Below are 23,369 nucleotides of genomic sequence, written 5' to 3'. Positions count from 1 at the left end.
GAAATGTGGGGAAAGAGTGCGGGTGGGGGTTAGCCGTCAACCTTGGCGGCGTCGTCGGTCCCGAACTTGGGCGTGTGGACCTTGCCCAGGGTGATGTGCACGGCCTGCTGGTCGGTGTAGAAATCGATGGAGCGGTAGCCGCCCTCGTGGCCCAGGCCGGAGGACTTCACGCCGCCGAACGGGGTGCGCAGGTCGCGGACGTTGTGGCTGTTGAGCCACACCATGCCGGCCTCGGTGTTCTGCGCGAAGTTGTGCGCGCGTGTGAGGTCCTGCGTCCAGATGTAGGCGGCCAGGCCGTACTTGGTGTTGTTGGCCAGTTCCAGCGCCTCGGCTTCGGTGTCGAACGGGGTGATCGCGACGACGGGACCGAAGATTTCCTCCTGGAAGATCCGTGCGTCGGGCTTTACGTCGGCGAAGACGGTGGGGGCTATGTAGTTGCCCTCTTCCAGGCCTTCGGGGCGGCCGCCGCCGGCGAGCAGCCGGCCTTCGGTCTTGCCGATCTCCACATAGGAGGCAACCTTCTTGAAGTGCTCGGGGTGCACCAGGGCGCCCACCTGGGTCTTCGGATCGTGCGGGTCGCCGACGACAATGGTCTTGGCGCGGGCGGCAAACCGCTCGCAGAACTGGTCGTAGACCGGGCGTTCCACCAGGATGCGGGAGCCGGCAGTGCATCGTTCGCCGTTGAGCGAGAAGACGCCGAACAGGGCCGAGTCGAGGGCGGCGTCCAAGTCAGCGTCGGCGAAGATCACGCAGGGGCTCTTGCCGCCGAGTTCCATGGACATGCCCTTGAGGTTCTCCGCGGCGTTGCGGAAGATCGTCTTGCCGGTGGTGGTCTCGCCGGTGAAGGAGATCAGCGGAACGTCCGGGTGCTTCACCAGTGCGTCGCCGGCTTCCTCGCCCAGGCCGTTGACCAGGTTGAAGACACCGGCGGGAACGCCGGCCTCGGTGAAGATGTCGGCCCAGAGCGAGGCGGACAGCGGGGTGAATTCGGCCGGCTTGAGCACCACGGTGTTGCCGGTGGCCAGGGCCGGGGCGAGCTTCCAGGACTCGAGCATGAACGGGGTGTTCCACGGCGTGATCAGGCCGGCGACGCCGATGGGCTTGCGGTTCACGTAGTTGATCTGGCTGCCGGGGACCTTCATGGCGTCGTCGAACTGGGCGACGATCAGGTCCGCGAAGAAGCGGAAGTTCTCCGCGGCGCGCAGGGCCTGGCCCTTGGCCTGGGTGATGGGCAGGCCGGTGTCGAAGGTTTCCATTTCGGCCAGGCGGCCCTCCTGGGCTTCGACGGCGTCGGCGATTTTGTTCAGGATGCGGGCGCGTTCGCGCGGCTTCATTTTCGGCCACGGACCGTTGACGAAGGCTTCGCGGGCGGCAGCGACGGCGGCGTCGATGTCTTCCTTCTGGCCTGCGGCGGCGGTGGCGTAGTTCTGGTTGGTGACCGGATCCAGGACGTCGAAGGTGGCGCCGTTGACGGAGTCGACAAACTTGCCGTTGATGAAGTGCTGGATGTGGGTGGGAAGGTTCTCGGGGACAAAATGTTCAGCCATGGGATTTCCTCTTTCTGCGTTCGAAGTTCTCAGTCGTTACAAGTCAGGTGGTTCTGCGTCAGATCGGTGACGGGGCTTGGCCCTTTTGGGCCAGGAAGGCATTGAGCGTGTTGGTGCGGTGCGCACGGGCGGCGGCTTCGACGTCGGCCGCCGGAGCGTTGGCCTCGATCAGATTCAGCAGGTTCTCGTGTTCCTCCACCGAGGCGTGCGCCCGTCCGGGCACGTACCGGAAGGTGGAGGTGCGCATCCGGACCAGCCTCCCCCACCCCCGGTGCACGAGATCGAGAATGTGCGGGTTGGGGCAGCGGCTGTAGAGCAGCGCGTGGAACTCGGTGTTGAGCTGGGTGAAGCGGACCGGGTCAAAGGCGTCCAGCACCTCGCGCATCTGCCGGTTCAGGTCCCGGGCCTGCGCCAGCTCGTCCGTGCTGATGCTCGGGGCGGCCAGCGCCGTTGCCGCACCCTCGATGATGCTGAGGGTCTGCATGGTGTGCAGGTACAGGTCCGGATCAATGCCGGCGACGGCGGCTCCGACGTTGCGTTCGAACGTGACGAGGCCTTCGGCTTCAAGCCGGCGGATGGCTTCGCGCACCGGAACGACGCTGAAGCCCATGTCATTGGCGATGCTGCTGAGCACCAGGCGGTAGCCGGGGCTGTAGTCGCCGGACAGGATCAGATCCTTCAGCTGTGCGTACGCCTGCTCCGATTTTGAAGCGGCGCCTGCACTGTCTACGCCGGTGGCAGAGGCGGTGTTCACGCCTGTTCCGCCGCCCAGGCCTCGTACTTTTCCTTCCAGGCCGCGTTCATCGGGTAGAGGCCGTCCACGCCGTGGCCGGCCTTCACCATTTCGGCGATGAACTCCTCCTGGTGTTCCTGGACGATGCAGGCCTCCACCAGTTCCTCGGCGATGGCCGGCGGGATGACGAGGACGCCGTCGTCGTCGGCCACGATGATGTCGCCGGGCTGGACGGTGGCGCCGCCGCAGGCAATGGTGATGTCCGTGTCCCAGGGGATGTGGCGGCGGCCCAGCACGGCGGGGTGCGGGTTGGCGCAGTAGACGGGCAGGTCGAAGCCGGCCACGGTGGAGTAGTCGCGGACGCCGCCGTCCGTGATGATGGCTGCGGCGCCGTTGTACTGGGCGCGCAGGGCAAGGATGTCGCCCAGGGTACCGGTGCCCTTTTCGCCGCGGGCTTCCATGACCAGGATTTCACCTTCGCGGACGGAGTCGATGGCGCGCTTCTGCGCGTTGTAGCCGCCGCCGTGCGTCTTGAAGAGGTCCTCGCGGTTGGGGACGTAGCGCAGGGTGCGGGCTGTGCCGACAACCTTGCGGCCGGTTTTGGTGCCGGTGAGGCCGTCGATGGAGACGTTGTTCAGGCCGCGGGCACGCATCTGCGAGCTGAGCGTGGCGGTGGCGACCGATTCCAGCTTCGCCTTCAGCTCGGGGGTGAGCGTTTTCTGCTCTTCCTCGGGCACCAGGCCAGCCTTTTCGGCCGAGCCCCAGGCCTCTTCGCGCTGCTTGTCGTCAATCTTGGGTTGCGCCCCGAAAGGAGCCAGCGGCGTCGTGCCCTCGATGACGGTGGTGCTGAGGCGTCCGGTGGTTGCTCCGGTGGCGGGGACGTCCACTTCGATTTCCATGACGTCGCCCGGGACGGCCACGGAGGCGCCGGCGGGGGTTCCGGTCAGGATCATGTCGCCCGGTTCCAGGGTGAGCAGCTGGGAGAGGTCGGCCACCAGCTGGCTGAACGGGAACAGCAGATCTGCGGTGGTGTCGTCCTGGGCGAGCTCGCCGTTGACCCAGGTGCGGATGCGCAGTGCTGCCGGGGCGACTTCTGCTGCGTTCAGGATGGCCGGGCCTACCGGGGTGAAGCCGTCGCCGCCCTTGGAGCGGAGGTTGGAGCCTTTGTCGGCCCAGCGCAGGTCGTAGACGCCGAGGTCGTTGCTGGCGGTCACTCCCCCGACGTGGCTCCACGCGTCTTCAATGGAAACCCGGCGGGCGGTCTTGCCGATGATGAGGGCGATTTCGCCTTCGAAGCCGAGCAGTTCGCAGCCTGCGGGGCGTTCCACCGTGCCGCCGGTCAGGGCCAGCGAGGAGCCGGGCTTCAGGAAGTAGGAGGGCTGTTCCGGGGTGCGTCCGCGTTCTGCTGCCCGTGAGGGGTAGTTGATGTGGACGGCGATGACCTTGCCGGCCTGCTTCAGCGTGTCCGGTGTGGCGTCGTTGCTCGGGGACATGTCTCTCCTGGATCAAGTACGAAATCGTATATGATCAGCATTACATGTGGTGGTGGTCACGTCAAGGGGCATGGATTTGTTCCTGGTGCTCGGCAGCTTGCCGTACATAGTTCCGGGAGTCCGGACAATGTTCAGACACATCTCAGGGGGAGGCACAGCCTTGTGCCCTCGGCGCGTAAAGCTGGATGGCGAGCAGCCGTGTCGGGACTGAATGGGGAGCAATCACGGTGTTGAATTGGAAGATGTCAGCCGAACTTCTTTAAGCAGCAGTTCTCAGTCTCTCAACAGTGGTGGCGGCACTGCTGGGTGTTCCCCGGTTTTTAAGGACGATAGATCCGGCGTTCTCGTAGACCTCCAGATCTTCGAGGGATTACCCGACGGGTCAGTAGCCCAACCCCAGTTATTGGCGCGAATCGAGGAGCTGTTGGCCGGGCTCGACCAGAGGCGAGATGCCCGTCGTTCCAACCCTAGGTAGGGAGCGGCTAAGGCTACAGAGGAGGTCCGCAGCCCCTCGCGGGGTCCTCCCCACCCCTATTTAGGGTGCCCCTCCGCCTTCTTCCGGCATAGGCCCACCATTAGGGGGCTCAGGTTTGGCGGCGAGCTTGGCTCGCCACTCCTTTGCCTTACCGAGCATGTCCTCGGACCACACACCTGGGTTGTTGCTGTACGAAATGTAGCTCCCCGTGTACATGGTCTCAGTGTGCACTACGACTTCGCCGAGAGCTTTCCACTTATTCTTACCCTCGTGTTGGACCTGCACTACGAACGACGAGGGTCTATCTGTGAGCAATCGTAGGAATCCTTCGCCTCGAAAATGGGCGAACTTAGTTACGACCTCCCGACCAGGGACGACGTAGGGGTAGAAGAAATCCTCTATGTCATCAGATGTTGGCCGGACACCAACACGGAAGGTATGGCACTCCAAGAGGGCCGATTCCTCGCCGTGGAAGCGAAGCCGCAGGCCGCTCACTACACGGGGTTTTGCTCCGCTGTTATAGATCATGATTGGCAGCCGGAGAAGAAAGGATGGGTCGGCCGCACTGCCGCTAAAAGTAGACACGGGGTATACCTTGAGTCGGCCCGTACGCGCCTGCAACCAATAGAAAGAACCAACGGTGAACGCGAGCGCCGAAACGGAAACGACAAGAGGGGCATCAAGCATGCCCTCACCGTACAACCTTGTCTCATAACCCACGCTTTCTATGTCTCTTCAGCTGCGAGACACGTTGACTGTGAGTCGCACAGATAACCGGCCTGTTTCTAGCGACCTTTAATGGCCGATAAGGAGAGTTTGGCGGGCGGCGTCGACGATTTCTGGTGTGAGCCCGTCGAGCTTTGGCCATGGTGACCCCGCAACCGCCTTTGGATCAGTAGTCCCACTTACCCTGATCTCATTATTGGCGCGTTGGCTGTCGGTGTTGGGCCACCCCAAGCCGGTGCCATGCGCGGTTTCGACTGGTCGATACCATCACAGTGGTGCTCGTTTACCCTGCCGATGAAAATGCTCGCAAGGATGTCTTGTCTGCAGCCTCGTTGTGCGTGTTGAAACCCATGGCTTGCAAGACATAGAACCGCCCAGTTGAGCTGTGAAAGCCACCACTCCCGATGGACAGTCACAGCTTTGACTCGTCCAAGGCTTGGCCACACCGCCCCCTCCTCAAGGAGCGTTAGCGCGAACGCATCGCCCTGGCCCAAAAACGAGGCGCCTACCACGGGCTAAAAAGGACCCTTACTGACGGATCTGTCAGACTGGCACCAGGATCAGGAATCGGGGGAACCATGGCAACCAGGGAACAGCTCTGCTCAACCGATGGATGCGGCAAAGAGTCCGCCTTCACCACCCGGACGAAGCCGGCGTGGTGTGTCGGGTGCCTTACTGACATTCTCGCGGGACTCCGGATGGACCCGATTGCCGAGTTCCCCGGAAAGACCGGCCGGTGGCTGACCCGGTGCCGGGACTGCGGGGCTGAATGCGACTACCGGCTTGACCACCTGCTCGAGCTACGGACCCGGGATGAGCCTGCCTGCCGCCGCTGCTTCTGGACGGAATGGGCCGAGATGGCCAACCGCGTGTCCGGCATCACCACCCCTGTCAGCGCCAACGCACTGTGCGAACATCTGAACAGCAACGGCTTCGATACCGTCGAGGAGATCGTCGGGCTGCCCAGCGACAACCACCCTGTTCTGACCCGTTGCCGGATTTGCGGCCGCCAGGAAGCCCAGCGTCCAGGAGACATCAGATGGGGTTGCACCTGCACCCGTAACGGCCCGTCCAGCAGCCCGGTGGCGGGGAAACCGCGCGGCGGCAGAACCAAGAACCTCCTAGCAGACTCCGGCAATCCAGCCCTGACATGGTGGGACCATGAGGGCAACAATGCGGCTGCCTTGCAGACAGTCACGCTTCGCGCCCGCCGTGAATGCCAATGGGCGTGTCCGGACTGCGGCCACAAGTTTTCCGCCAAGGTCTACGAGATGACGGACCACCCGGAATGCCCCGCATGCCGGTCCGCCCGGGATAAACAGTGGAGTGCCGACTACGAGCGGCTGAAGCGCACTCCCGTCGCCGAGATGCCCGAACTAGTCGCGGCATGGGACGACGAAGCCGACCCCTCCACGGTGATGGTCGCCGGGCAGGGCCTTCGGCGATTCAGGTGCGCCAACGGCCACCGCCCAAGGACAAGCCCGTATACCTACCTAAAATCAGGCTGCCAGTTCTGCCGAGCCCTGTCCGAAACCGCAAGCCAGAGCCGGCCCACCCTCGCCCAAGCGCTGCCCGAAATCGCCGGCCAGTGGCATCCCACCCGCAACGGCACCCGGTGGACACCTGACAGCGTCGGCCCCAATTCCAAGCGCGTCGTCTGGTGGCTGGCCGACTGCTGCGGCCACGAATGGCAGGAACCTGTCGGCGACCGGAACAAACACAAACGCCAGCGCTGCCCAGAGTGCCGGACGATCCTCGATTCGCTCGCCTGGGTGGACCCCGGCCTCGCCAGCGAATGGAGCAGTGAAAACCCGGTTACCGGATGGCACGTCCGGCCCACCGCACAGACCGCCTTTACCCCGAAGTGGGTGTGCTCTGTCGACGGCGGACACCATTGGCAAGCCCCGCTCGCATCGCGCTCCGCCGGTTCCGAATGCCCCGAGTGCCGCCAGACCGGCAAGTCCCGGGTCGAGCTTGACCACCTGGATGCGGCCAAGCAGGTGTTCACCGATGCTCGCTCCGGCGCCACCGTAACCGACCCTGCGTTCGCAACCCGCAAAAGCTGGACGGTGGACATCCTCGCCCAACATGGGGACACCAAGATCGCCATCGAATACGACGGGGCCTACTGGCATGCCCCGGCACCCAAGCTCCTCGTCGACCAGCGCAAGACCCTGGATCTGCTGGCCGCCGGATACCGCGTCGTCAGACTACGCGAGAACGACCTGCCTTCCCTCAACATCGACGACGCAGATTACCTCGAACTCCGGGTCCACGCCACGACCCCCCGCCCGACCCAAGTCATGGCCGACATAGCCTCATGGCTGGCGGCGACTGAGAAGGAAGCTCACGGAGCCACGCTTGGGGCCGGATGAAAACTGTCCGCGTACAGAAGCCCAAGCTCCAAGATTCCACGAACGGGACAGCCGCAAAACGCCGATAACAGCGCATACGTCATGCCCAAGGCTTGGTCATGGGCACCGCGCCCCTCATGTGCAGACCAGACCCCGCCCTGAGGGCTAGCAGCTTGGACCGCCTCAATTATGGTTGTGCCTCACTACGGGAGTGTGCTGCTTCTGCCAAGTGTTTAGTTGTGAGCCGGAAATCGTGAAGTTGGTCGGGGAGGATAGCGCGGTTGAAAAACCAGAGCCAAGTCAGTTGTCGCGCATGATTGTAGACCCTTCCCGCTCCCGGGATCCCCCGCATAGCATCCTTGAAAACAAGCCTGGAGTACCCGATCAGCGGATCGTGGTGTCGGGCAATAGCGAGTGATACATTCCGCACGAGCGATGATGGGTACTCCAGCCCCGAAACATAATCCACCACTTGGCTCGTGGCCAGCGCCGTCCCGGCCTTCACATAACCCGGCGGTGCCGGGATCCATTTGCGGGTCCACCCGGCAAGTACACTCGTTCGCTGAATATCTCTGTGCAGATAAGCCCTAATCTGGTCAGCGCTGAGGTTAAGCAGTCCTTCCTGCTGCTGAAATTTCTTCGCCCTGCTGTGGCTGATAGTCCTGTTGGTCAGCCGGTAGCCAGCGCTGCTGAGTCTTGTGATGAGGTCCTGCTCGGCGAAATCCGCTTTGACAGCAGAGACCTCCCCCGCAATCCAGACGTGCGCCGGAGCATCGAACTTGGCTAAGTGCCACATGATCATCTGATGACTACCGAAGCGTGCCGTGAGACCAGAGGACTGACCCACGTAGAACGGGACACCCCTCCTGCCGGCAGCATTGAACATCAACACATAAATGAACTTGCCGTGCTTGGACTTCTTACTGAAAGCAGGCGCGTTAAGAATGTCGTAGACCGCCATCGCCTGCGGCTAATTTCTCTCATCGAGCGGCGGCCAGGTCGAGGGGCGGGGCGTTGGATACATCACTTCCACGGAAGGATCGGTGACGGGATCATCAAGTCCGTCGAACTCAGCTCGGAACTCCAACCCCCCGATGGTTTCAACCGTAGAAATTCGGGTCAGGACACCCATCTCTTCACCGGCGACAAAACTGAAATACTTACCGAAGTGCTTAGTTTTCAGGCTGCCGCATTTTAGGACCGTCCAACCGCGGAGACCAGGACGCTTATCTGTATGGTCCAGCGTTGGCGCGCAGACAGAACACGTCTTGTAGGCCTTCAAGCCCTCCACCTCGGCACGGGTCAGCAGAGTGGGCATATCGGGGGCATTGTCGCTGCCATGCCAGTCGCGGACCCTGTCCAGATCATCTAGATAGGGTTTCCAAGCGGCGTCCCTGTCCATAAACTGCCGCATGCTCGGGCATTGCGGGAGATGAATCTTGCCAGCGGAGGAGAGAATGAAACATTCACCGGAATCAATCCACCGGTCTAGCCTGGTCTTCTCCTGCCGGAGGGTAGCAACGAGTTGCCGGGTCAGCTCTTCGTCACTGAGGTGGCCCATACGCCGCACGTAGTCTTCCTGCTCGTTCAAGGCCCTGACAGCTGCCTGTTCCCTCTCCCGGATTTCTCCTGCCGCCTCGCTCATAAACGTCCTTCCGCAACAATCGTTCAAGCACTCTTACCAGCCAGCATAAGAGGGAGCGCAGACAGTCCATGAAATTTCCGCTGCCCATTGGATTGGGATACGAGATTGTGCTGGGAAGAGACACAGTCAACAGCACGATTACGGGCACTTTGCGTTCGGGCAGTCCGAGGGGTCGATGTCGGGCTGCATTGGTGTCACGGGGCCAGGACGTGTTCTCGACGAAGTCGCTGTTTGCGCTCGGGTTTCCCCCCAGCTTGATCTTGAGAGTCCCGTACCCGGCCTCGTGGATCGTCTTCGGATAGAAATATGAATCCCAGGACTCAGCCCTCACCACAAGCTAGGCCTCGTCTGCTTGCCGCCGCGTGGTTCCCCGTGCCTGGGCGCGATTACTGAGATCCCGTCTATGAGACGCATGATGATTAGCTCGATGGCGGCAGGCAAGACAAAAAGGGCGCCGCGCGCCCGTCCCCACTCGTGGGGCCACGCCGTCATTGACTGGGCTGACGGCACCCGCCGCGAAAGCTGGCTGCGCGCTGACGAATCCATGGACTACACCAGATGTCCTCCCAATCGTCATCCGAGCCCTCCATGACGGAACGGCACGCCGCGGCGCCTACACGCCTGCCGCCGCCCTGGGCCAGCCTCGCCACCGACGCGGGAGCAACCGTCCTCGACGCGTGAGGATGACCGCATCGTGCGAGCACCGGCGCTCGGCACTTCCCCATGCGCTCGGCAGATGACCACAGCTAACCTCCTAGCCACGCCGCCGTCGTGCTCCTCCCAGAGTTCCTGCCGCTAGTCTCGACTTCATGGACACGACCGAACCGGCCACGAAAGCGGGCATCAAACGCGTCGAAATCACTGGTTTCGGCCTGGCGGCCGCGTCCGGTCTGGCCATTTGGGGCGCATCCACCGTTCTGGGAGTACCCTCTACCGATGCAGCCGGCCGGCATGTACTGCTTCACTTCTTCGGTTTGTCCCGGGACAACATCTGCGGCTGGATCATCCTGCTCAGCATGCTTGGCGGATGCGTGGGCCTGGCGCAACTGGCGTACGGATTGATTGGACGTATTCCAAAGTCCTGGATTCGTCATACCGCCGGGTGGACCACATTTGCCGCAGCGGTTGTGGCGTCACCCTTTGTGTTGCTGACCGCACTCCTCGTCTTTATGATCGCGGCGGGCATCGGAGACCAGACGCGGTTCGAAGCCCCCAACGGGCAGTCCGTCGTCGTCACGCAGGACGGCTTCGACGGCGACGGCGTGGACATCTACACCGAGCACGGCATCTTCCACTACGTCCGGAACCGGGATGCCAACGAGCTCGGCGGCTTCCCCCGGGTCAAAGACCGCAACTGTGAACTCACGGCAGCCGAAAACACCCTGCTGTTCACCTGCGGAACGGAAACCGTCACCGTCGTCCCGTGAGCATGACGAACGCCAGCCGGTGCGTGGGATCTGGCCGGGAACGCCGGTGGCGGAGGCCGAGTTGCAGCAAGCCTAACCACGCATCTGCCCAGTACCCTGCCCGACTCCCCCGGCCAGAGAATTCACTCCGGTTCTGAACAACGCACGTCGCCGTGGTGAGCACCGCTGTCGACCGCTCATTGCTCGACGCCGGCCACCGGCCTCTCCGCCTCCGGGAAGCCCGCTCAGCTGGCGGCACTGTCGGGCGTACCGGCGCCCGTGGCCTAAGTTGTCAGCAGCACTTTGATGGCACGGCGTTCGTCCATGGCCCGGTAACCCTCAGCGGCGTCGGCCAGCGGAAGCGTGAGGTCGAAAACCCGGCCCGGGTCGATCGTCCGGTCCCAGATCCACTGAATGAGGTCGGGCAGAAAGCGGCGCACGGGAGCGGGGCCCCCGAGCATGTGGATCTCGGCGAAGAACAGTTCCAGCCCGGAAAGAGCGACGTCGTGCGAGACGCCCACAAAGCCCATGTGGCCGCCCGGCCGGGTGGAACGCACGGCCTGCATCATTGACTCCTGCGTACCCACGGCCTCCACTACCGAATGGGCGCCGAGCCCGTTGGTCAGGTCCTTGAGTGCTGCCACCCCCGCATCACCGCGATCGGCGATGATATCGGTGGCGCCGAATTCACGTGCCAGCTGCTGCCGTTCGGGGTGCCGGCTGAAGGCGATAATCCGCTCGGCACCGAGTTCTCTGGCGGCCAGGACGGCCAAAACGCCGACGGCGCCGTCGCCCACCACGGCGACGGTTTTGCCGGGGCCGGCCCCGGCCGCCACGGCACCGAACCAACCGGTGCCCAGAACATCCGAGGCCGCCATCAGTGAAGGCAGCAGGTCCGCCGGCGGGGATTCCGGCGTGGCCACCAGGGTGCCGTCGGCCAGCGGAATCCAGGCAAACTGCGCCTGGGTTCCCATCATGCCCATCGGCACGGCGTTGACGCATCGGCTCTAGTAGCCGGCACGGCAGATTTCGCACGTGTTGTCGGAGGTCCAGATGGAGCCGACGACGAAGTCCCCGGCCTTGACGGTCCGCACCTCGGGGACAACCTCCTCCACCCAGCCAATGTATTCATGTCCCATGGGTGCGCTCCGGGCCTCCTCCACGCCCCGGTACGGCCACAGGTCCGAACCGCAGATGCAGGTCGCTGCCAACCGGATCACGGCGTCGGTCGGTTCTTCAATCACTGGATCAGCCCGGTCCTCGACGCGGACGTCTCCGGGGGCATGCAGCACTACGCCACGCATGGTGCCTCCTTCTGCGGTTGGCTTCCCTCCCTTCCAAGGACAGCACCCGCACAGAAGCATGGGTAGGTCCGGGACCCTTGAGTTCCCGTTACGCACACGGAACCCCTCTGCCTGTCGGCGCCATGGAAATGCCCAAGCCTTTGTCTGCATCTCGTCCCGGCGCCAAGCAATTAAGCTGGACATCGAGGCCGCCGATACCGCAGGAGACCAGCCTAAGGACGCTCCTTCCCGGAGGAACCCGTTGTGTCCTCACAACTAGGAGCACTGATGTCGAAGAAAACCCTCTCTACCGCCGGACCCGTTGCGAGGCCTTTGCCTACGCGGTGGATCCATGGTTCGGAGTCCTCCAAACACAATACTGACCCGGATGTGCAGGTCTACTGGTATGACGCTGACACTGTTGTTCTTCGGCAGAACAAGGCAATCAACTACGAGGCCCCCTTTTTGTTCCTCCTCTTCGGTAGCGTGCGCGTGGTGCTGCTCGATACCGGCGCCACCGTGTCTGAACAGCATTTCCCGCTGCGCACAGTCGTCGACAACCTCATTGATTCGTGGATGAGCCGCCATCCCGGCGTCGACAATTCCTACGAACTGTTGATCCTGCATACCCACTCACACGGCGACCACATAGCCGGTGATGCCCAGTTCTTCGACCGCGCCTCTACGACCCTTGTGCCAGCGGACAGAACATCAGCGTGGCATTTTCTCGGGTTATCCGACACCTCGGACAAAACACAGCTGGATCTTGGCGGGCGGCTGGTCGACATTCTTGCCACGCCTGGTCATGACGCTGCCGCCGTCACGTTCTACGATCCGTGGACCGGGATCCTTTTCACCGGTGACACCGTGTACCGCGGGCGGCTGTATATCAGTGACTGGCCGGCTTTTTCGCGGAGCATTGATCTCCTCATCGATTTCTGCCGCTCGCACCCAGTGACATACGTCCTTGGGTGTCATATTGAGATGACCAGCACCCCGGGCCTGGATTACCCGGTACGCACGACCTACCAACCCGATGAGCCTCCTCTAGAAATGACAGTCGAACACCTCCACATGGTGCGCTCTGCCCTGGACGCTGCAGGTCCGGAGCCAGTGCTGGCAATCTGTGACGAGTTCATTCTCTGGCCCACGAAGTAATGAGGGCGTGGCCGGACGGTCACGGCTAGCTGCCCAGTTCCGTTCCGGGAGCGCTGTGTCGGGGTACTCCTGCACAGGATGACCACCCGCTGAACGAGGTCAATGGCCGCCGTTTGCACCGACGGCGCCGCCGGCCACACGGATTACCCGACACTGGCTCCCGTTCCCTAGCCGAACCGAATGACGACGGCTCCCCCACGCGCTGTGGAGGAGCCGTCGTCGTTATGCGGGCGATGATGCCTAGGCGCCGCGCCCCTGGGCAGCGGAGGTGACGAGGTCGCTCTTGGCGAGCGGCTCCCCCGTACGCAGCGCCGTTGCCCAGGTCCCGGCGTCGGTGACCGCAGCCCAGTTGGAGTGCAGCAGTGCCATGAGGGTTTCATGGACCTGGCGTGCCGGTGCGGCGCCTGCCTCGTTGGCCAGATCGATGGCTCCGGTCGCGTCGGAGAGGACCTCGACGGCGAAGCCGAGGGGCTCGGCGGCCGCAGCGGAAGCGATCACACAGTTGTTGGTCATGTAGCCAGCCAGGGTAATGGTGTCGATCCCCTGCTCCCGCAGCCAGGATTCCAGGTCCGTGCCGGCGAAGATGCTGGAGAACTGCTTGCTGATGCGCTTTGTTGCTTCCCCTTCATGGGCAGCCACGCCGGGGTGGTTCTGCCAGGTCGGCGAGCCGGAGGCGAACACCGGGGCTTCTGCCGGAAGTTCATGCTGCACGAGCACCACCGGTACCCCGGCGTCCCGTGCCTCCTTGATAGCGGACTGGATGACGGCGACCGAATCATCCCGGTTCGGATACTGGATCGGAAGCAGCCCGTCGTCGAAGTACTCCTGCTGGGCGTCAATGACAATCAGGGAGCGGCGTGGTGTGGTCATGGGGATCTCCTGGGATCGTTGAGCGGGAATAGCTGACATTTTTGAGCAGGTGTACTAACTTGCTGCCGGCAGCGTATCCGGTCGGGGCAGCGAGTAGTGGTCGGCGAGGAGGTTGATGCCTTCTTCGTCGAGTGTGGTCGAGTGGCCGCCGACAACGAGCATCACTTCATCGACGCCGGTGCGCTTCCAGAGAGCTTCCAGGCGGTCGGCTACGGCAGCGGCATTCCCGTGGAAACTGCGGTTGGTGTAGGAGTCGAGGATCTGCCGCTCCTGCAGTGTGGCCTCATAAGCCTCGACCTCATCCGGTGGCAGGAGAAGATAGCCTTCCCGCTTAAACATCCGCAGCATCGCCATTGCCGACGTCGCCGCCTGCCGTTTTGCTTCCGCCGTGTCGTCGCTGATCGCCACGGGCACGCTCACCAGGGTCTGCGGCTCAGCGAGTACGTCGGAGGGTCGGAAGCTGTCCCGGTACAGCTGCATAGCGGTGTCGATGTCGGCGTCGCCGAACTGCAGGGCGAAGGCATACGGCCGGCCGAGCTGTCCGGCCAGCCGAGCCGAATAGGGAGAGGAACCCAGGATCCACATTTCCGGAAGGGCCGGGGACGGTGTTACCCGGTTTTCCCTGGCCTGCCAGGGGCCGGGCACCGCATGGACGTGCCGGTACGGGTGGTCGGACGGGAACTCGTCCCGAAGGAATCCCTCCAGTTCGAGGACCTGCTGCGGGAATCCGTCATTGGCGTCTGCACCCCGCCGCAAGGCCGCGGCCGTGGCGCCGTCCGTTCCGGGCGCACGCCCCACGCCCAGGTCAATCCGGCCCGGGGCGAGGGCCTCCAGCATCCCGAACTGCTCGGCAATCAGCAGCGGGGAATGATTGGGCAGCATGACTCCGCCGGCGCCGAGGCGGACGGCTGCAGTCTCGGCGATGAGCCGGGCAACCATCAGCTGCGGCGACGACACGGAGGTTGCTCCCATCGCGTGATGCTCAGACATCCAGAACCGGTGATAGCCCCGGCGGTCCGCGGTACGGGCGAGTGAGATGACCGCTTTCAGGCCTTCCTCAGCGGTCATTCCCACTCCTGTGCCGCCTGCAGACAGGACGGATAACTTGAACGGCGCCGTGCCGGAAGATCGACCGTGGTGCATACCAACTCCTCATGGAAACATGCGGTTTTAAGCGTGATAAGACCATAACAGGCATCTCACGGTTAAATGAAACTGATACCATGAGAAACATGTCTGAATCGGTACCCGCAGCCGCACCGGGAGCGCAGGAACATCCCTGCCTGGCGTTGATCAACAGCGCCGGCCTGCAGCCCGGAGGTAAGAGCTATGACGAGCTGGCTACCCCTGAAGCGGCGGTCGCCTGGCTGAAGGCTCACGGACTCATTGCGCCCGACGCCGTGCTGTACGAACACTGCCGGGGCCGGCTGGCAGCGCTGCGTGCAGACCTGCGTGATCTCTTCACTGCATTCACGGCGGGTGAGGCTCCCCCGGCAGCGGCCGTGAACGCCGTGAACCGCGCGCTCACTTCCGCCCCGGGCACATTGCTGCTGCGGTTTGATCCCGCGACAGGATTTCTCCGTTCCGCTGACCACCCCGTGACCCAAGTTGTTGAGCACGTCATGGCGGTCATCGCCGACGACGCCGCGGCACTGCTCAGCGGCGAACAGGCGGCACAGCTCGCGCCCTGCGAAGCGGATTCGTGTGACAGGTTCTTCCTCCGCACGCACGCACGGCGGCAATGGTGCTCGACCCGCTGCGGCGACCGGGTCCGCGCGGCACGGGCCTATGCGCGCAAACGCACCCTGCAAGGCGCCTGACTCAGTTTCTCGGACCTCACCCGGTTACTCCTCAATCGTCCAGGAAGGTTGCTCCCACGTCGGTGGCGATCCTCCACGCGCACATCTCCTGGTGCATGCATTACTACGCCACGCATGGTCTCTTCTTCTTCGGCAGGATTCTCTCCCTTCCAAGAACAGCACCCGCACATCACGAGCATTTGATCCGGCTGGATTAGGCGCCCATATTATTGGTCGGGTGGCCTCAAAAGGCCGGAGCGGGACTGGAAACCGATGTCGACAGCAGACAGCAGACAGCGTAAATTCCGGGATGAACTGGATCACCGTTCCGCCGAAGCCGCGCCCCGTGCGGACCGCAAGAACCAGTGGTGAGGAGAAGGCATGCGCGGCTCGGCACTGATCGTCGGAGCGGGCATCGCGGGAACCGCTGCTGCCCGCGGTCTGCTGCGGGCAGGATGGTCGGTCCAGGTGCTCGAACGCGGCGCAAACCTGCCCGGCAGCGGAACGGCGCTGGCCATGTGGCCCGAGGCGCTAAGAGCACTGGAATCGCTGGGTGCCGGTGACGCCGTCCTCGCCGGTTCGATGGAAGAGCGCGGCGCTCGAATCCTGAAACCCGACGGAAGCAAGATCGCAACCATGGGCCGCAACCGGACGGCTCGGTTTGTGCCTCGCACCGTCCTGCTGGATGCCCTCTCCGGGGACCTTCCCGACGGGCTTATCCAATGGAATACGCCGGTCAACGGGCCTGCATCCCTGCCCCACGCCGATGTTGTCGTGGCCGCCGACGGCATATCCAGCCGGCTGCGCACCGCCTGCAACGCGGCACCACCGCGGACACTGCGAACGGTGGCTTTCCGCGGCGTTGTTGCCGGCCCCGCCGGCGGGGTCACCGAGACGTGGGGGCGCGGCCGATTGTTCGGCATTACGCCGCTGGATGCCATTAGCACTAACTGGTTTGCCTGCCTCCGTTCCGCGGACCTTCCCCCGCTGGGTTCCCCGGAGGCCTTCGGCGCCCAGGGCACCGACCTGCTACGCAGCCTGTACCGCGGGTGGCACCCGGACGTCGCCCGGGTCCTTGGAAAGCTGGACGGGAGCCCGATAGATTACCGCGAGCTGTTCGACGTTCCGCCGCTCCGTTCCTATGTGTCCGGCAACGTGGCGCTGCTGGGCGACGCCGCGCACGCCATGGCGCCGAACCTTGGCCGCGGCGCCTGTGAGGCACTTTTGGATGCGGTTGCGCTGGTCGATGCCCTCAGCTCGGCGCCCGGTGTTGCCGCCGGGCTGCAGCGCTACGACTCCAGCCGGCGTCGGCGGGGAAACGCCATGGTCCGCGCGGCACGCCTGCTGAACCGTCTGGGCACAGCCGAGCACTTCACCGGCCTCCGCAACCTCGCAATGTCCGCGGGGTCACGGTTCGCCTAGGACTTTCGCCGCCCGGCAGCCGCCGTCGGGTGCCTTCATTTCCGCGAATACACTCACCCTGGACCCATCGGCGCCATCCTGCTTGTTGCGTGGCGGGCACCGGAACCGGTTGACCCGTCGATGACTCCAGCGTTCGTTATCCGGCTCTTGTGCCCCGTACATGCTTGTGCAAGCATCGGCCAACGATTTCTTTCCATCGGTTATCGATACACGGAGACCTGAATGCGCCCAGCGGCAATCACTGAACTGAAGATCCTCATCGGCGCAGTACTCACTGTTGCGGTGGCGGCGCAGGTCGTGGTCCTTCCGATGCTTGCTGCGGAGGCGGCGGCCAGTTTTCCCGAAGTCGCCTATCTGCGGACTCCCCTGACCGCACTGGCAGTTGTTGCCATCGCATGCGGCGAGGCGGCGCTGGTCTGCATCTGGCGACTACTCACGCTTTCCGGGCGCGGAGCCTTCCTAACCAGCCGAACGACGCGCTGGGTGGATGCCCTGGTCCTCTCACTGGTCGCCGGCACGGGAATGCTCGCCGCCATATCCGCGGTTCTGACCGCCGATCCACAGACGGGCGGCGGGGGCCCGGCCGTGGGCCTGGGCCTGATGGCAGGAATGTTCCTCGGAGCGGCAGCGATCCTCGGGTTACTGGTATGGCGCGGCCGGTTGCTGCAGAGTGTACGAGACGCCGCGAAGCAGCAGCGGCGCGTCCAGCTTTAGCGGATCTCCGACCAGTCTCCCCCGTCTAAATCCGGGACACAGACCGGTGCCGCCTAAACCATCATTTCTTACCCGCCTGACTTCAGCGGGTATGAGAGGACGCCTCACCGGAATACAGCGCTTCAATGTCCTTACTCCAAGCACGCGCATATAGGCCGAGAACTGCCTGCTCCCGGAACGAAAAGCCCAACCGGTTGAGTGCCAGCTGGCTCGCCCCCATCGCCAGCTGCTGCGCGCTGCGACTGACGCGATGCTTGTCCGCCCGATACAAATACTCATCGATGGCGCGTGCCCAGCGCTTCCGCCAGATATCCACAGCCGGCTCTGAGGCCAACGCGGCCATCACCCTATGTGTGGGCATAATCCGGGGTGCTATCCGGTCCATCATTGCCCTGCGCGCACGCTCAGGCTGGGAGCCAAAAGAACTCGTGCAGGCGTGCAGATGAGCGTTCCAGAAGTAGTCCCAGCTTGTAGTTCTGCGGTCGGGCCAAACAGCGGACCGGGGTCCGTGCATCATGGCGTGGCCGGCGTCGAAGAGAAGCAGGGCGGCCAGCATCGAGCGCATGGTGAGGCCGGGAAAACGGTCGACGGCCCACAAAGCCAAATCCGAGGACACCTCAGAAACCTCAGCTGCCAGTTCCAAGCCCTTTGGTCCACCGAACCGTGCAAATGTCGCTTCCACCAGCTCAGGCACCGGCTCGCCCGGCCGTGGCGGATAGACGATGCCCTGCGACTTGGAGATCTTCACGGTACCCAGACTGGCAACGCTTTCCGCCGCCAGCACGTGGGCAAACTTCCACAGGCGCTGAGCGACGTCGTCGGTGGCCCGCACATGCAGGAGCACGGCCGGATGGTCGGATTCCAGGCTGCGCGAAAAACGAAACCGGCCCGCCCCTACGAGCCGCATTTGGGAAGACAGCGGGGCAACCATGTGGCGGACTATTCCGTCGCCCAAATCCTTACGCTCCGGCTCCATGGTCAGGACGGACCACAGGGTGGTTGGGCTGGAGTGCTGCTGCACAGGACGGGCAGCTGCTCCCCGATGAACAGTGTTCGATGGCATTACGCGGTTCATTTCATCCCCAAAAAATGATTGTCCTGACATCTGTACGTGTACTGCATACACGGTGTGGTCCAGAAATGCGAACGTTAATGCCATCTCCCGAAAACCATGATCCATTTTCGTCAAGGCTCTTTTCCTGCCTACGCGTAGCGACTATGGGTTTTGCCGAAACGGCGCCATGCAGCGTCTGACTGAAAGGTTAAGGCCCTGACCACACAGTTCGACGGTGACGGCGCCGGTTCTCCCACGCCACTGAGCACCAGTACCTTGCGGCATTAATGGGCAAGCCGGCCCCTAAGCTGGCACCAACAGCAACTGACAAATCGCAAACACGGCCACGAACCGCAGGGGGAATCCATGGACAACCTCATAACCAATGCCGAACGCGCGCAGCTGGCGGCACTGCCGGGCGTACCCGCGCCCGCGCCTAGGGGGTCAGCAGTACTTTGACGGCGCGGCGCTCATCCATGGCCCGGTAGCCCTCCGCGGCGTCGGCCAGCGGAAGCGTGAGGTCGAAGACCCGGCCCGGATCGATCTGCCGGTCCCAGATCCGCTGGATGAGGTCGGGCAGAAAGCGGCGCACGGGGGCGGGGCCTCCGAGCATGTGGATCTCGGCGAAGAACAGTTCCAGCCCGGGAAGAGCGACGTCATGGGAGACGCCCACAAAGCCCATGTGGCCGCCCGGCCGGGTGGAGCGCACAGCCTGCATCATTGACTCCTGCGTGCCCACGGCCTCCACCACCGAATGGGCGCCGAGCCCGTTGGTCAGGTCCTTGAGTGCGGCCACCCCCGCGTCGCCGCGTTCGGTGATGATATCGGTGGCACCGAATTCACGGGCGAGCTGCTGGCGTTCGGGGTGCCGGCTAAAAGCGATAATCCGCTCGGCACCGAGCTGTCGTGCGGCCAGGACTGCCAAAACGCCGACGGCGCCGTCCCCCACCACGGCGACGGTTTTGCCGGGGCCGGCCTCAGCAGCCACGGCGCCGAACCAGCCGGTGCCCAGTACATCCGAGGCCGCCAGCAGTGAGGGCAGCAGGTCCGCCGGTGGGGATTCCGGAGTGGCCACCAAGGTGCCGTCGGCCAGCGGAATCCGGGCGAACTGCGCCTGGGTTCCCATCATGCCCATCGGCACGGCATTGATGCATCGGCTCTGGTAGCCGGCCCGGCAGATTTCGCATGTGTTGTCGGAGGCCCAGAAGGAGCCGACGACGAAGTCCCCGGCCTTGATGGTCCGCACCTCGGATCCCACCTCCTCCACCCAGCCGATGTATTCATGTCCCATGGGGACGCTCCGGGCCTCCTCAACGCCCCGGTACGGCCACAGGTCCGAACCGCAAATGCAGGTCGCTGCCAGCCGGATCACGGCGTCGGTCGGTTCTTCAATCACTGGATCAGCCCGGTCCTCGACGCGGACATCTCCGGGGGCATGCAGTACTACGCCACGCATGGTGTCTCCTTCTGCGGTTGGCTTCCCTCCCTTCCAAGGACAACACCCGGGCAGACTCTCCGGTAGGTCCGGGACCCTCGAATTTCCCTTGACGCACCCGGAACAGGCAAAACCGTTCAGTTGTTTATGAGCCGCTCATCCGGCCTGATCAGGCGCCCGGCTTGTTGATCGGCTGGTCCAGGGACAGGCTGATGGTCTGGCCGGGCAAAAGCTCACCGGATATCCCGTCTACGTACTGGTACCAGACGGGAACGGTCTCGGTCGTGTCCCGGTTGGCGTCATACAGAGCCGTGACACCAAACCGGGCCGAGATGCCGTCTTCGGTGTCCCCGGGGACGGTGGTGTAGGTCAGCGGAACACCCTCGGCATCCGCGGTAAACGTTCCACGGGCGCCGTCGACCGCCAGCTCACCCGGAATCAGCTGGAGCGTGGTGCCGGCCGGAATCGGTGCGTTCTCAACAAGCGAGGGGTTGTACTGCAGCAGCTCGGACGTGCCGACACGGAACTGGTAGCCCACGCTGTCGAAGGAATCGCCGTCGACAGTGGTGTAGAAGACGCCGCGGTCCCAAGAATTCCACACGGCTTCCCCTGTCCCTGAGCGGCTGTCCACCGGGTTCTTCTGCAGCGCGATGGTGCGCTCTGGTTCCACGAAGTAGATGTTGCCCACCTCATGCACGTACGGCACTTTGTTTGCCTCCGCGAGCTGATCATTGGTGAGGTTGAACCGGTAGGTGATCCCGGCCAAGGTGTCCCCGGGTACGACGGTGTAGCTTGTGGGGATCCCGTTCGGGTCCTCCGTGGCGGCCCCCATGGCGCCGATGCCGGGGCCGGCTGGCAGCAGCCGGAGCCGGGTGCCAGGCGCCAGCGGCGTCCCCGGCTGGAGTTCGTTGAATCCGGTAACTTTCGCTTCGGAAAAACCGTAGACCTCCGCCACCGTTGCCAGGGTGTCGCCGGCGACGGTGACGTAGAAGTCGGGATTGCCGAAGGAATCGGTGATGACCTCCCCGCCCAGGGACGGCTTGGCGTCCGCGGCAGGCTCCGCTGTGGCGGTGGGCGCCGTCGTCGCCGTGGTGGCGGGTGTTTCTGCAGCTGCGGGAGGCTCCGAGGAAGTGCAACCGGCTAGTCCCAGTGACAGCAGAATTGCGGAAGCCGCCGCAGTGCGGCCCCTCCAGCGAGCACGGCCGTTCGAATGCGCAGGCCGAGGTGAAGCACTGTCGATTTTCGCCATGGTCATCCCCCGGTAAGCCCGGAGCAAACCGGAGCGCAGTCATTTAGGCCAGAGTGTATCGGACGCCTCTTCTTTGTGCGCCCGATGACGGCGCGGCTAGTCCTCGACGCTGCGGATCACCCGGGCCGGGGATCCCACCACCACAGACCGGGCCGGCACATCCTTCGTGACTACGGCTCCTGCGGCCACAACGGCGTCGTTACCGATGGTCACCCCCGGCAGCACCGTGACGTTGGACCCAAGCCAGACATTCCGGCCAATCGTGATGGGCGCCGGATGCATGTCCGCTCGCCGGCTGGGCGACAGGTCGTGGTTAAGCGTCGCCAGGACGGCGTTGTGGCCGATCAGGCAGTCGTCGCCGATGCTGATTCCGCCCTGGTCCTGGAACCGGCAGCCGGAATTAATGAACACCCGTTTGCCCAGGGTGATGTTTCTGCCGAAATCCGCGGAAAACGGTGGGAACATTGCAACCGTTTCGTCCACCGGTTTACCGGTCAGCCGGGAAAGCAGCTCCCGCACCTGTTCCGGTTCGTGGTAGCCGCTGTTGAGTTCGCCGGTAATCCGCAGGGCGGCCTGGCTGGCATGGTGCATGGCCTCATGCAGGGGCGAGCCGGCGGTTATGGTCTCGCCGGCGTTCAACGCTGTGAGCAGTTCATCGAGTTCCATTGGTTCATTATGCGTTGGGGACCGAGCTGCCGCAGATGATTGATGCAGCCAGCCGAACCGCCGATTTGTGGCAACGACACCATGCGCTGATCCGGAGCGGGGAATGATTCCCGTCCCCAAGGTGCCGGTATACAAGGTTGCCTCTAGACGGAGATTGCCCTGTGCGCCAACCTGTGGTGGTAGGGGCCGCCGGGAAGAAGCGGCGGAGCCCGGACTTTAGCGTCGTCGTTCCCTGACAACTATGAGGCCGCATGAGTGATCGTGAGTCGCCCGGGCCACCCGGACTTGCCAGGCCAACGCGGATTCTGCTGACGCTGGCGGTTGCGGGCGGTGCCTGCTGGACGGTATGGGCAGGCCAATCGATCCTGGGACCGCTGGTGCTGGCCGCGGCGCTCGTCATTATTGCTCTGCCCGCACGAAAACCGTTGGATCGACGCGGCACCCCAAACTGGGTAGGCACGCTCGTCGTCGTGGCAATCGCGTGGGGAATCCTGCTGGTTCTGGCCGTGCTGGTCGTTGTGGCCCTGGGGCAATTCGCGCGCATCCTGGCCGACTACGCAGGCCAACTGCAAGAGAGCGCCGAGACACTTGAGTCGTTTTTCCGAAGCCTCGGATTCAACACCGTATCGATGGACGACATAACGCGGGCAATCCAGCCCTCTGCACTCCTGACGACCGTTTTCAACGCCGGCACGCAGCTTTTGGGCCTGGGCACGGCCGTCTTTTTTGTCTTCGCCTACGTGATGTTCCTCGGGATGGATGCTGCACGGTGGCAGAACCCCCCGGCGGAGCTCGCGGAGGCGAGCGGCCAGCGGCTACAGGCATTCAAACGGTTCATCGCCGGAACCAACCGATACTTCCTCGTCAACTCAATATTCGGGCTGATCGTCGCGGTGATTGACGGACTCGCCCTCTGGGTCCTAGGCGTACCCGGTCCATTCGTCTGGGCGGTGCTCGCGTTCGTTACCAACTACATCCCCAATATTGGTTTCGTCCTTGGCGTGGTGCCTCCCGTCGTACTCGCTGTCGCGGTCGGCGGCTGGGGCTACTGGTGCTGGCCATTTACTGCATCGTCAACGTCACCCTCCAAGTGCTGATCCAGCCCCGGTTCGTGGGTGAATCAGTAAGGCTGAGCGTCACACTGACCTTCGCCTCGGTGGTTCTCTGGACAACCCTGCTGGGAGCGGTCGGTTCGCTCCTCGCTGTGCCGCTTACCCTCTTCGCACGCTTCCTGATCATCGGCGGGGACCCCGGTGCGCGCTTCGCACAGTGGATCAGCGGCGATGACGGCCCGGAGGATCCATTGCCGAGACAGCTCCCCTCATGACCCTTTCTTCTAG

The 23,369-nt window shown here is 63.7% G+C and carries 19 protein-coding genes and 2 pseudogenes; 8 read left to right on the top strand and 13 right to left on the bottom strand.

The window, feature by feature from the left end; all coding sequences use genetic code 11:
- Positions 1-29: 29 nt before the first annotated feature.
- The 4 genes from hpaE to MUG94_RS08145 all read right to left on the bottom strand — a co-directional run bounded on the left by hpaE (position 30) and on the right by MUG94_RS08145 (position 4,935).
- Positions 30-1,547: a 5-carboxymethyl-2-hydroxymuconate semialdehyde dehydrogenase gene (gene hpaE / locus MUG94_RS08160; RefSeq protein ID WP_227907896.1), complete on the bottom strand. Its 1,518-nt coding sequence runs from the start codon at positions 1,545-1,547 to the stop codon at positions 30-32.
- Between the two features lie 58 nt (positions 1,548-1,605).
- Positions 1,606-2,301 (bottom strand): GntR family transcriptional regulator, encoded by a 696-nt coding sequence (locus MUG94_RS08155; RefSeq protein WP_227889672.1) that lies wholly within the window; start codon positions 2,299-2,301, stop codon positions 1,606-1,608.
- A complete protein-coding gene (locus MUG94_RS08150; RefSeq protein ID WP_227907897.1) occupies positions 2,298-3,773 on the bottom strand; it encodes a fumarylacetoacetate hydrolase family protein in 1,476 nt (491 codons plus the stop codon). Before MUG94_RS08150 ends, MUG94_RS08155 begins: the two co-directional genes overlap by 4 nt.
- Positions 3,774-4,308: 535 nt before the next feature.
- Positions 4,309-4,935, bottom strand: coding sequence for a hypothetical protein (locus MUG94_RS08145; RefSeq protein WP_227907898.1), 627 nt, complete (start codon positions 4,933-4,935; stop codon positions 4,309-4,311).
- Positions 4,936-5,552: 617 nt separating this feature from the next.
- On the opposite strand from MUG94_RS08145, the gene MUG94_RS08140 reads away from it, so the two are divergent.
- Positions 5,553-7,349: a zinc-ribbon domain-containing protein gene (locus MUG94_RS08140; RefSeq protein ID WP_227907899.1), complete on the top strand. Its 1,797-nt coding sequence runs from the start codon at positions 5,553-5,555 to the stop codon at positions 7,347-7,349.
- 166 nt (positions 7,350-7,515) lie between these two features.
- Here the strand turns inward: MUG94_RS08140 and MUG94_RS08135 are convergent, their stop codons facing one another.
- The gene (locus MUG94_RS08135; protein WP_227907900.1) at positions 7,516-8,289 is read right to left on the bottom strand and encodes a hypothetical protein; all 774 of its coding nucleotides are present in this window, start codon (positions 8,287-8,289) and stop codon (positions 7,516-7,518) included.
- Between the two features lie 9 nt (positions 8,290-8,298).
- Entirely contained in the window at positions 8,299-8,973 is a 675-nt protein-coding gene (locus MUG94_RS08130) for a hypothetical protein (protein ID WP_227907901.1), read from the bottom strand.
- 558 nt (positions 8,974-9,531) lie between these two features.
- Here MUG94_RS08130 and MUG94_RS17225 point away from each other — a divergent pair.
- Positions 9,532-9,654, top strand: a complete 123-nt coding sequence (locus tag MUG94_RS17225; RefSeq protein WP_269438447.1) for a hypothetical protein — start codon at positions 9,532-9,534, stop codon at positions 9,652-9,654.
- Between the two features lie 128 nt (positions 9,655-9,782).
- Entirely contained in the window at positions 9,783-10,400 is a 618-nt protein-coding gene (locus MUG94_RS08125; RefSeq protein ID WP_227907902.1) for a hypothetical protein, read from the top strand.
- A gap of 263 nt (positions 10,401-10,663) precedes the next feature.
- Here the strand turns inward: MUG94_RS08125 and MUG94_RS08120 are convergent.
- Positions 10,664-11,683: pseudogene (locus MUG94_RS08120) on the bottom strand (zinc-dependent alcohol dehydrogenase family protein).
- 267 nt (positions 11,684-11,950) lie between these two features.
- Between MUG94_RS08120 and MUG94_RS08115 the strand changes: the two are divergent.
- Positions 11,951-12,820, top strand: coding sequence for an MBL fold metallo-hydrolase (locus MUG94_RS08115; protein ID WP_227907903.1), 870 nt, complete (start codon positions 11,951-11,953; stop codon positions 12,818-12,820).
- Between the two features lie 240 nt (positions 12,821-13,060).
- On the opposite strand, the gene MUG94_RS08110 is transcribed toward MUG94_RS08115, so the two are convergent.
- The gene (locus MUG94_RS08110; RefSeq protein ID WP_227907904.1) at positions 13,061-13,690 is read right to left on the bottom strand and encodes a cysteine hydrolase family protein; all 630 of its coding nucleotides are present in this window, start codon (positions 13,688-13,690) and stop codon (positions 13,061-13,063) included.
- A gap of 54 nt (positions 13,691-13,744) precedes the next feature.
- On the bottom strand, positions 13,745-14,833 hold the full coding sequence (locus MUG94_RS08105; RefSeq protein WP_227907905.1) for an LLM class flavin-dependent oxidoreductase: 1,089 nt from the start codon (positions 14,831-14,833) through the stop codon (positions 13,745-13,747).
- Positions 14,834-14,922: 89 nt separating this feature from the next.
- Between MUG94_RS08105 and MUG94_RS08100 the strand changes: the two genes are divergently transcribed.
- The 3 genes from MUG94_RS08100 (at position 14,923) to MUG94_RS08090 (ending at position 17,625) form a co-directional block, all read left to right on the top strand.
- Complete coding sequence (locus tag MUG94_RS08100) at positions 14,923-15,510, top strand: CGNR zinc finger domain-containing protein (RefSeq protein ID WP_227907906.1); 588 nt, start codon at positions 14,923-14,925, stop codon at positions 15,508-15,510.
- A 360-nt stretch (positions 15,511-15,870) separates the two neighbouring features.
- Complete coding sequence (locus tag MUG94_RS08095; RefSeq protein WP_227907907.1) at positions 15,871-16,911, top strand: FAD-dependent monooxygenase; 1,041 nt, start codon at positions 15,871-15,873, stop codon at positions 16,909-16,911.
- A 222-nt stretch (positions 16,912-17,133) separates the two neighbouring features.
- Positions 17,134-17,625 (top strand): DUF2975 domain-containing protein, encoded by a 492-nt coding sequence (locus MUG94_RS08090; protein WP_227907908.1) that lies wholly within the window; start codon positions 17,134-17,136, stop codon positions 17,623-17,625.
- 82 nt (positions 17,626-17,707) lie between these two features.
- On the opposite strand, the gene MUG94_RS08085 is transcribed toward MUG94_RS08090, so the two are convergent.
- From MUG94_RS08085 to MUG94_RS08070, 4 genes are all read right to left on the bottom strand, one after another.
- Positions 17,708-18,688, bottom strand: a complete 981-nt coding sequence (locus MUG94_RS08085) for a lantibiotic dehydratase C-terminal domain-containing protein (protein WP_227907909.1) — start codon at positions 18,686-18,688, stop codon at positions 17,708-17,710.
- Positions 18,689-19,115: 427 nt separating this feature from the next.
- Positions 19,116-20,135: a zinc-dependent alcohol dehydrogenase family protein gene (locus MUG94_RS08080; RefSeq protein WP_227907910.1), complete on the bottom strand. Its 1,020-nt coding sequence runs from the start codon at positions 20,133-20,135 to the stop codon at positions 19,116-19,118.
- 148 nt (positions 20,136-20,283) lie between these two features.
- Positions 20,284-21,363 (bottom strand): lytic transglycosylase, encoded by a 1,080-nt coding sequence (locus MUG94_RS08075; RefSeq protein WP_227907911.1) that lies wholly within the window; start codon positions 21,361-21,363, stop codon positions 20,284-20,286.
- Between the two features lie 96 nt (positions 21,364-21,459).
- Positions 21,460-22,029, bottom strand: coding sequence for a DapH/DapD/GlmU-related protein (locus MUG94_RS08070; RefSeq protein WP_227907912.1), 570 nt, complete (start codon positions 22,027-22,029; stop codon positions 21,460-21,462).
- Positions 22,030-22,280: 251 nt separating this feature from the next.
- On the opposite strand from MUG94_RS08070, the pseudogene MUG94_RS08065 reads away from it, so the two are divergent.
- Positions 22,281-23,356, top strand: a pseudogene (locus MUG94_RS08065) (AI-2E family transporter).
- Positions 23,357-23,369 lie beyond the last annotated feature (13 nt).

The sequence above is a fragment of the Arthrobacter gengyunqii genome, assembly GCF_023022985.1.
In the GTDB taxonomy this organism is placed as follows: Bacteria; Actinomycetota; Actinomycetes; order Actinomycetales; family Micrococcaceae; genus Arthrobacter_B; species Arthrobacter_B gengyunqii.
The sequence above is the reverse complement of the archived record's forward strand: the minus strand, read 5'-3'. Positions and strand labels throughout refer to the sequence as shown.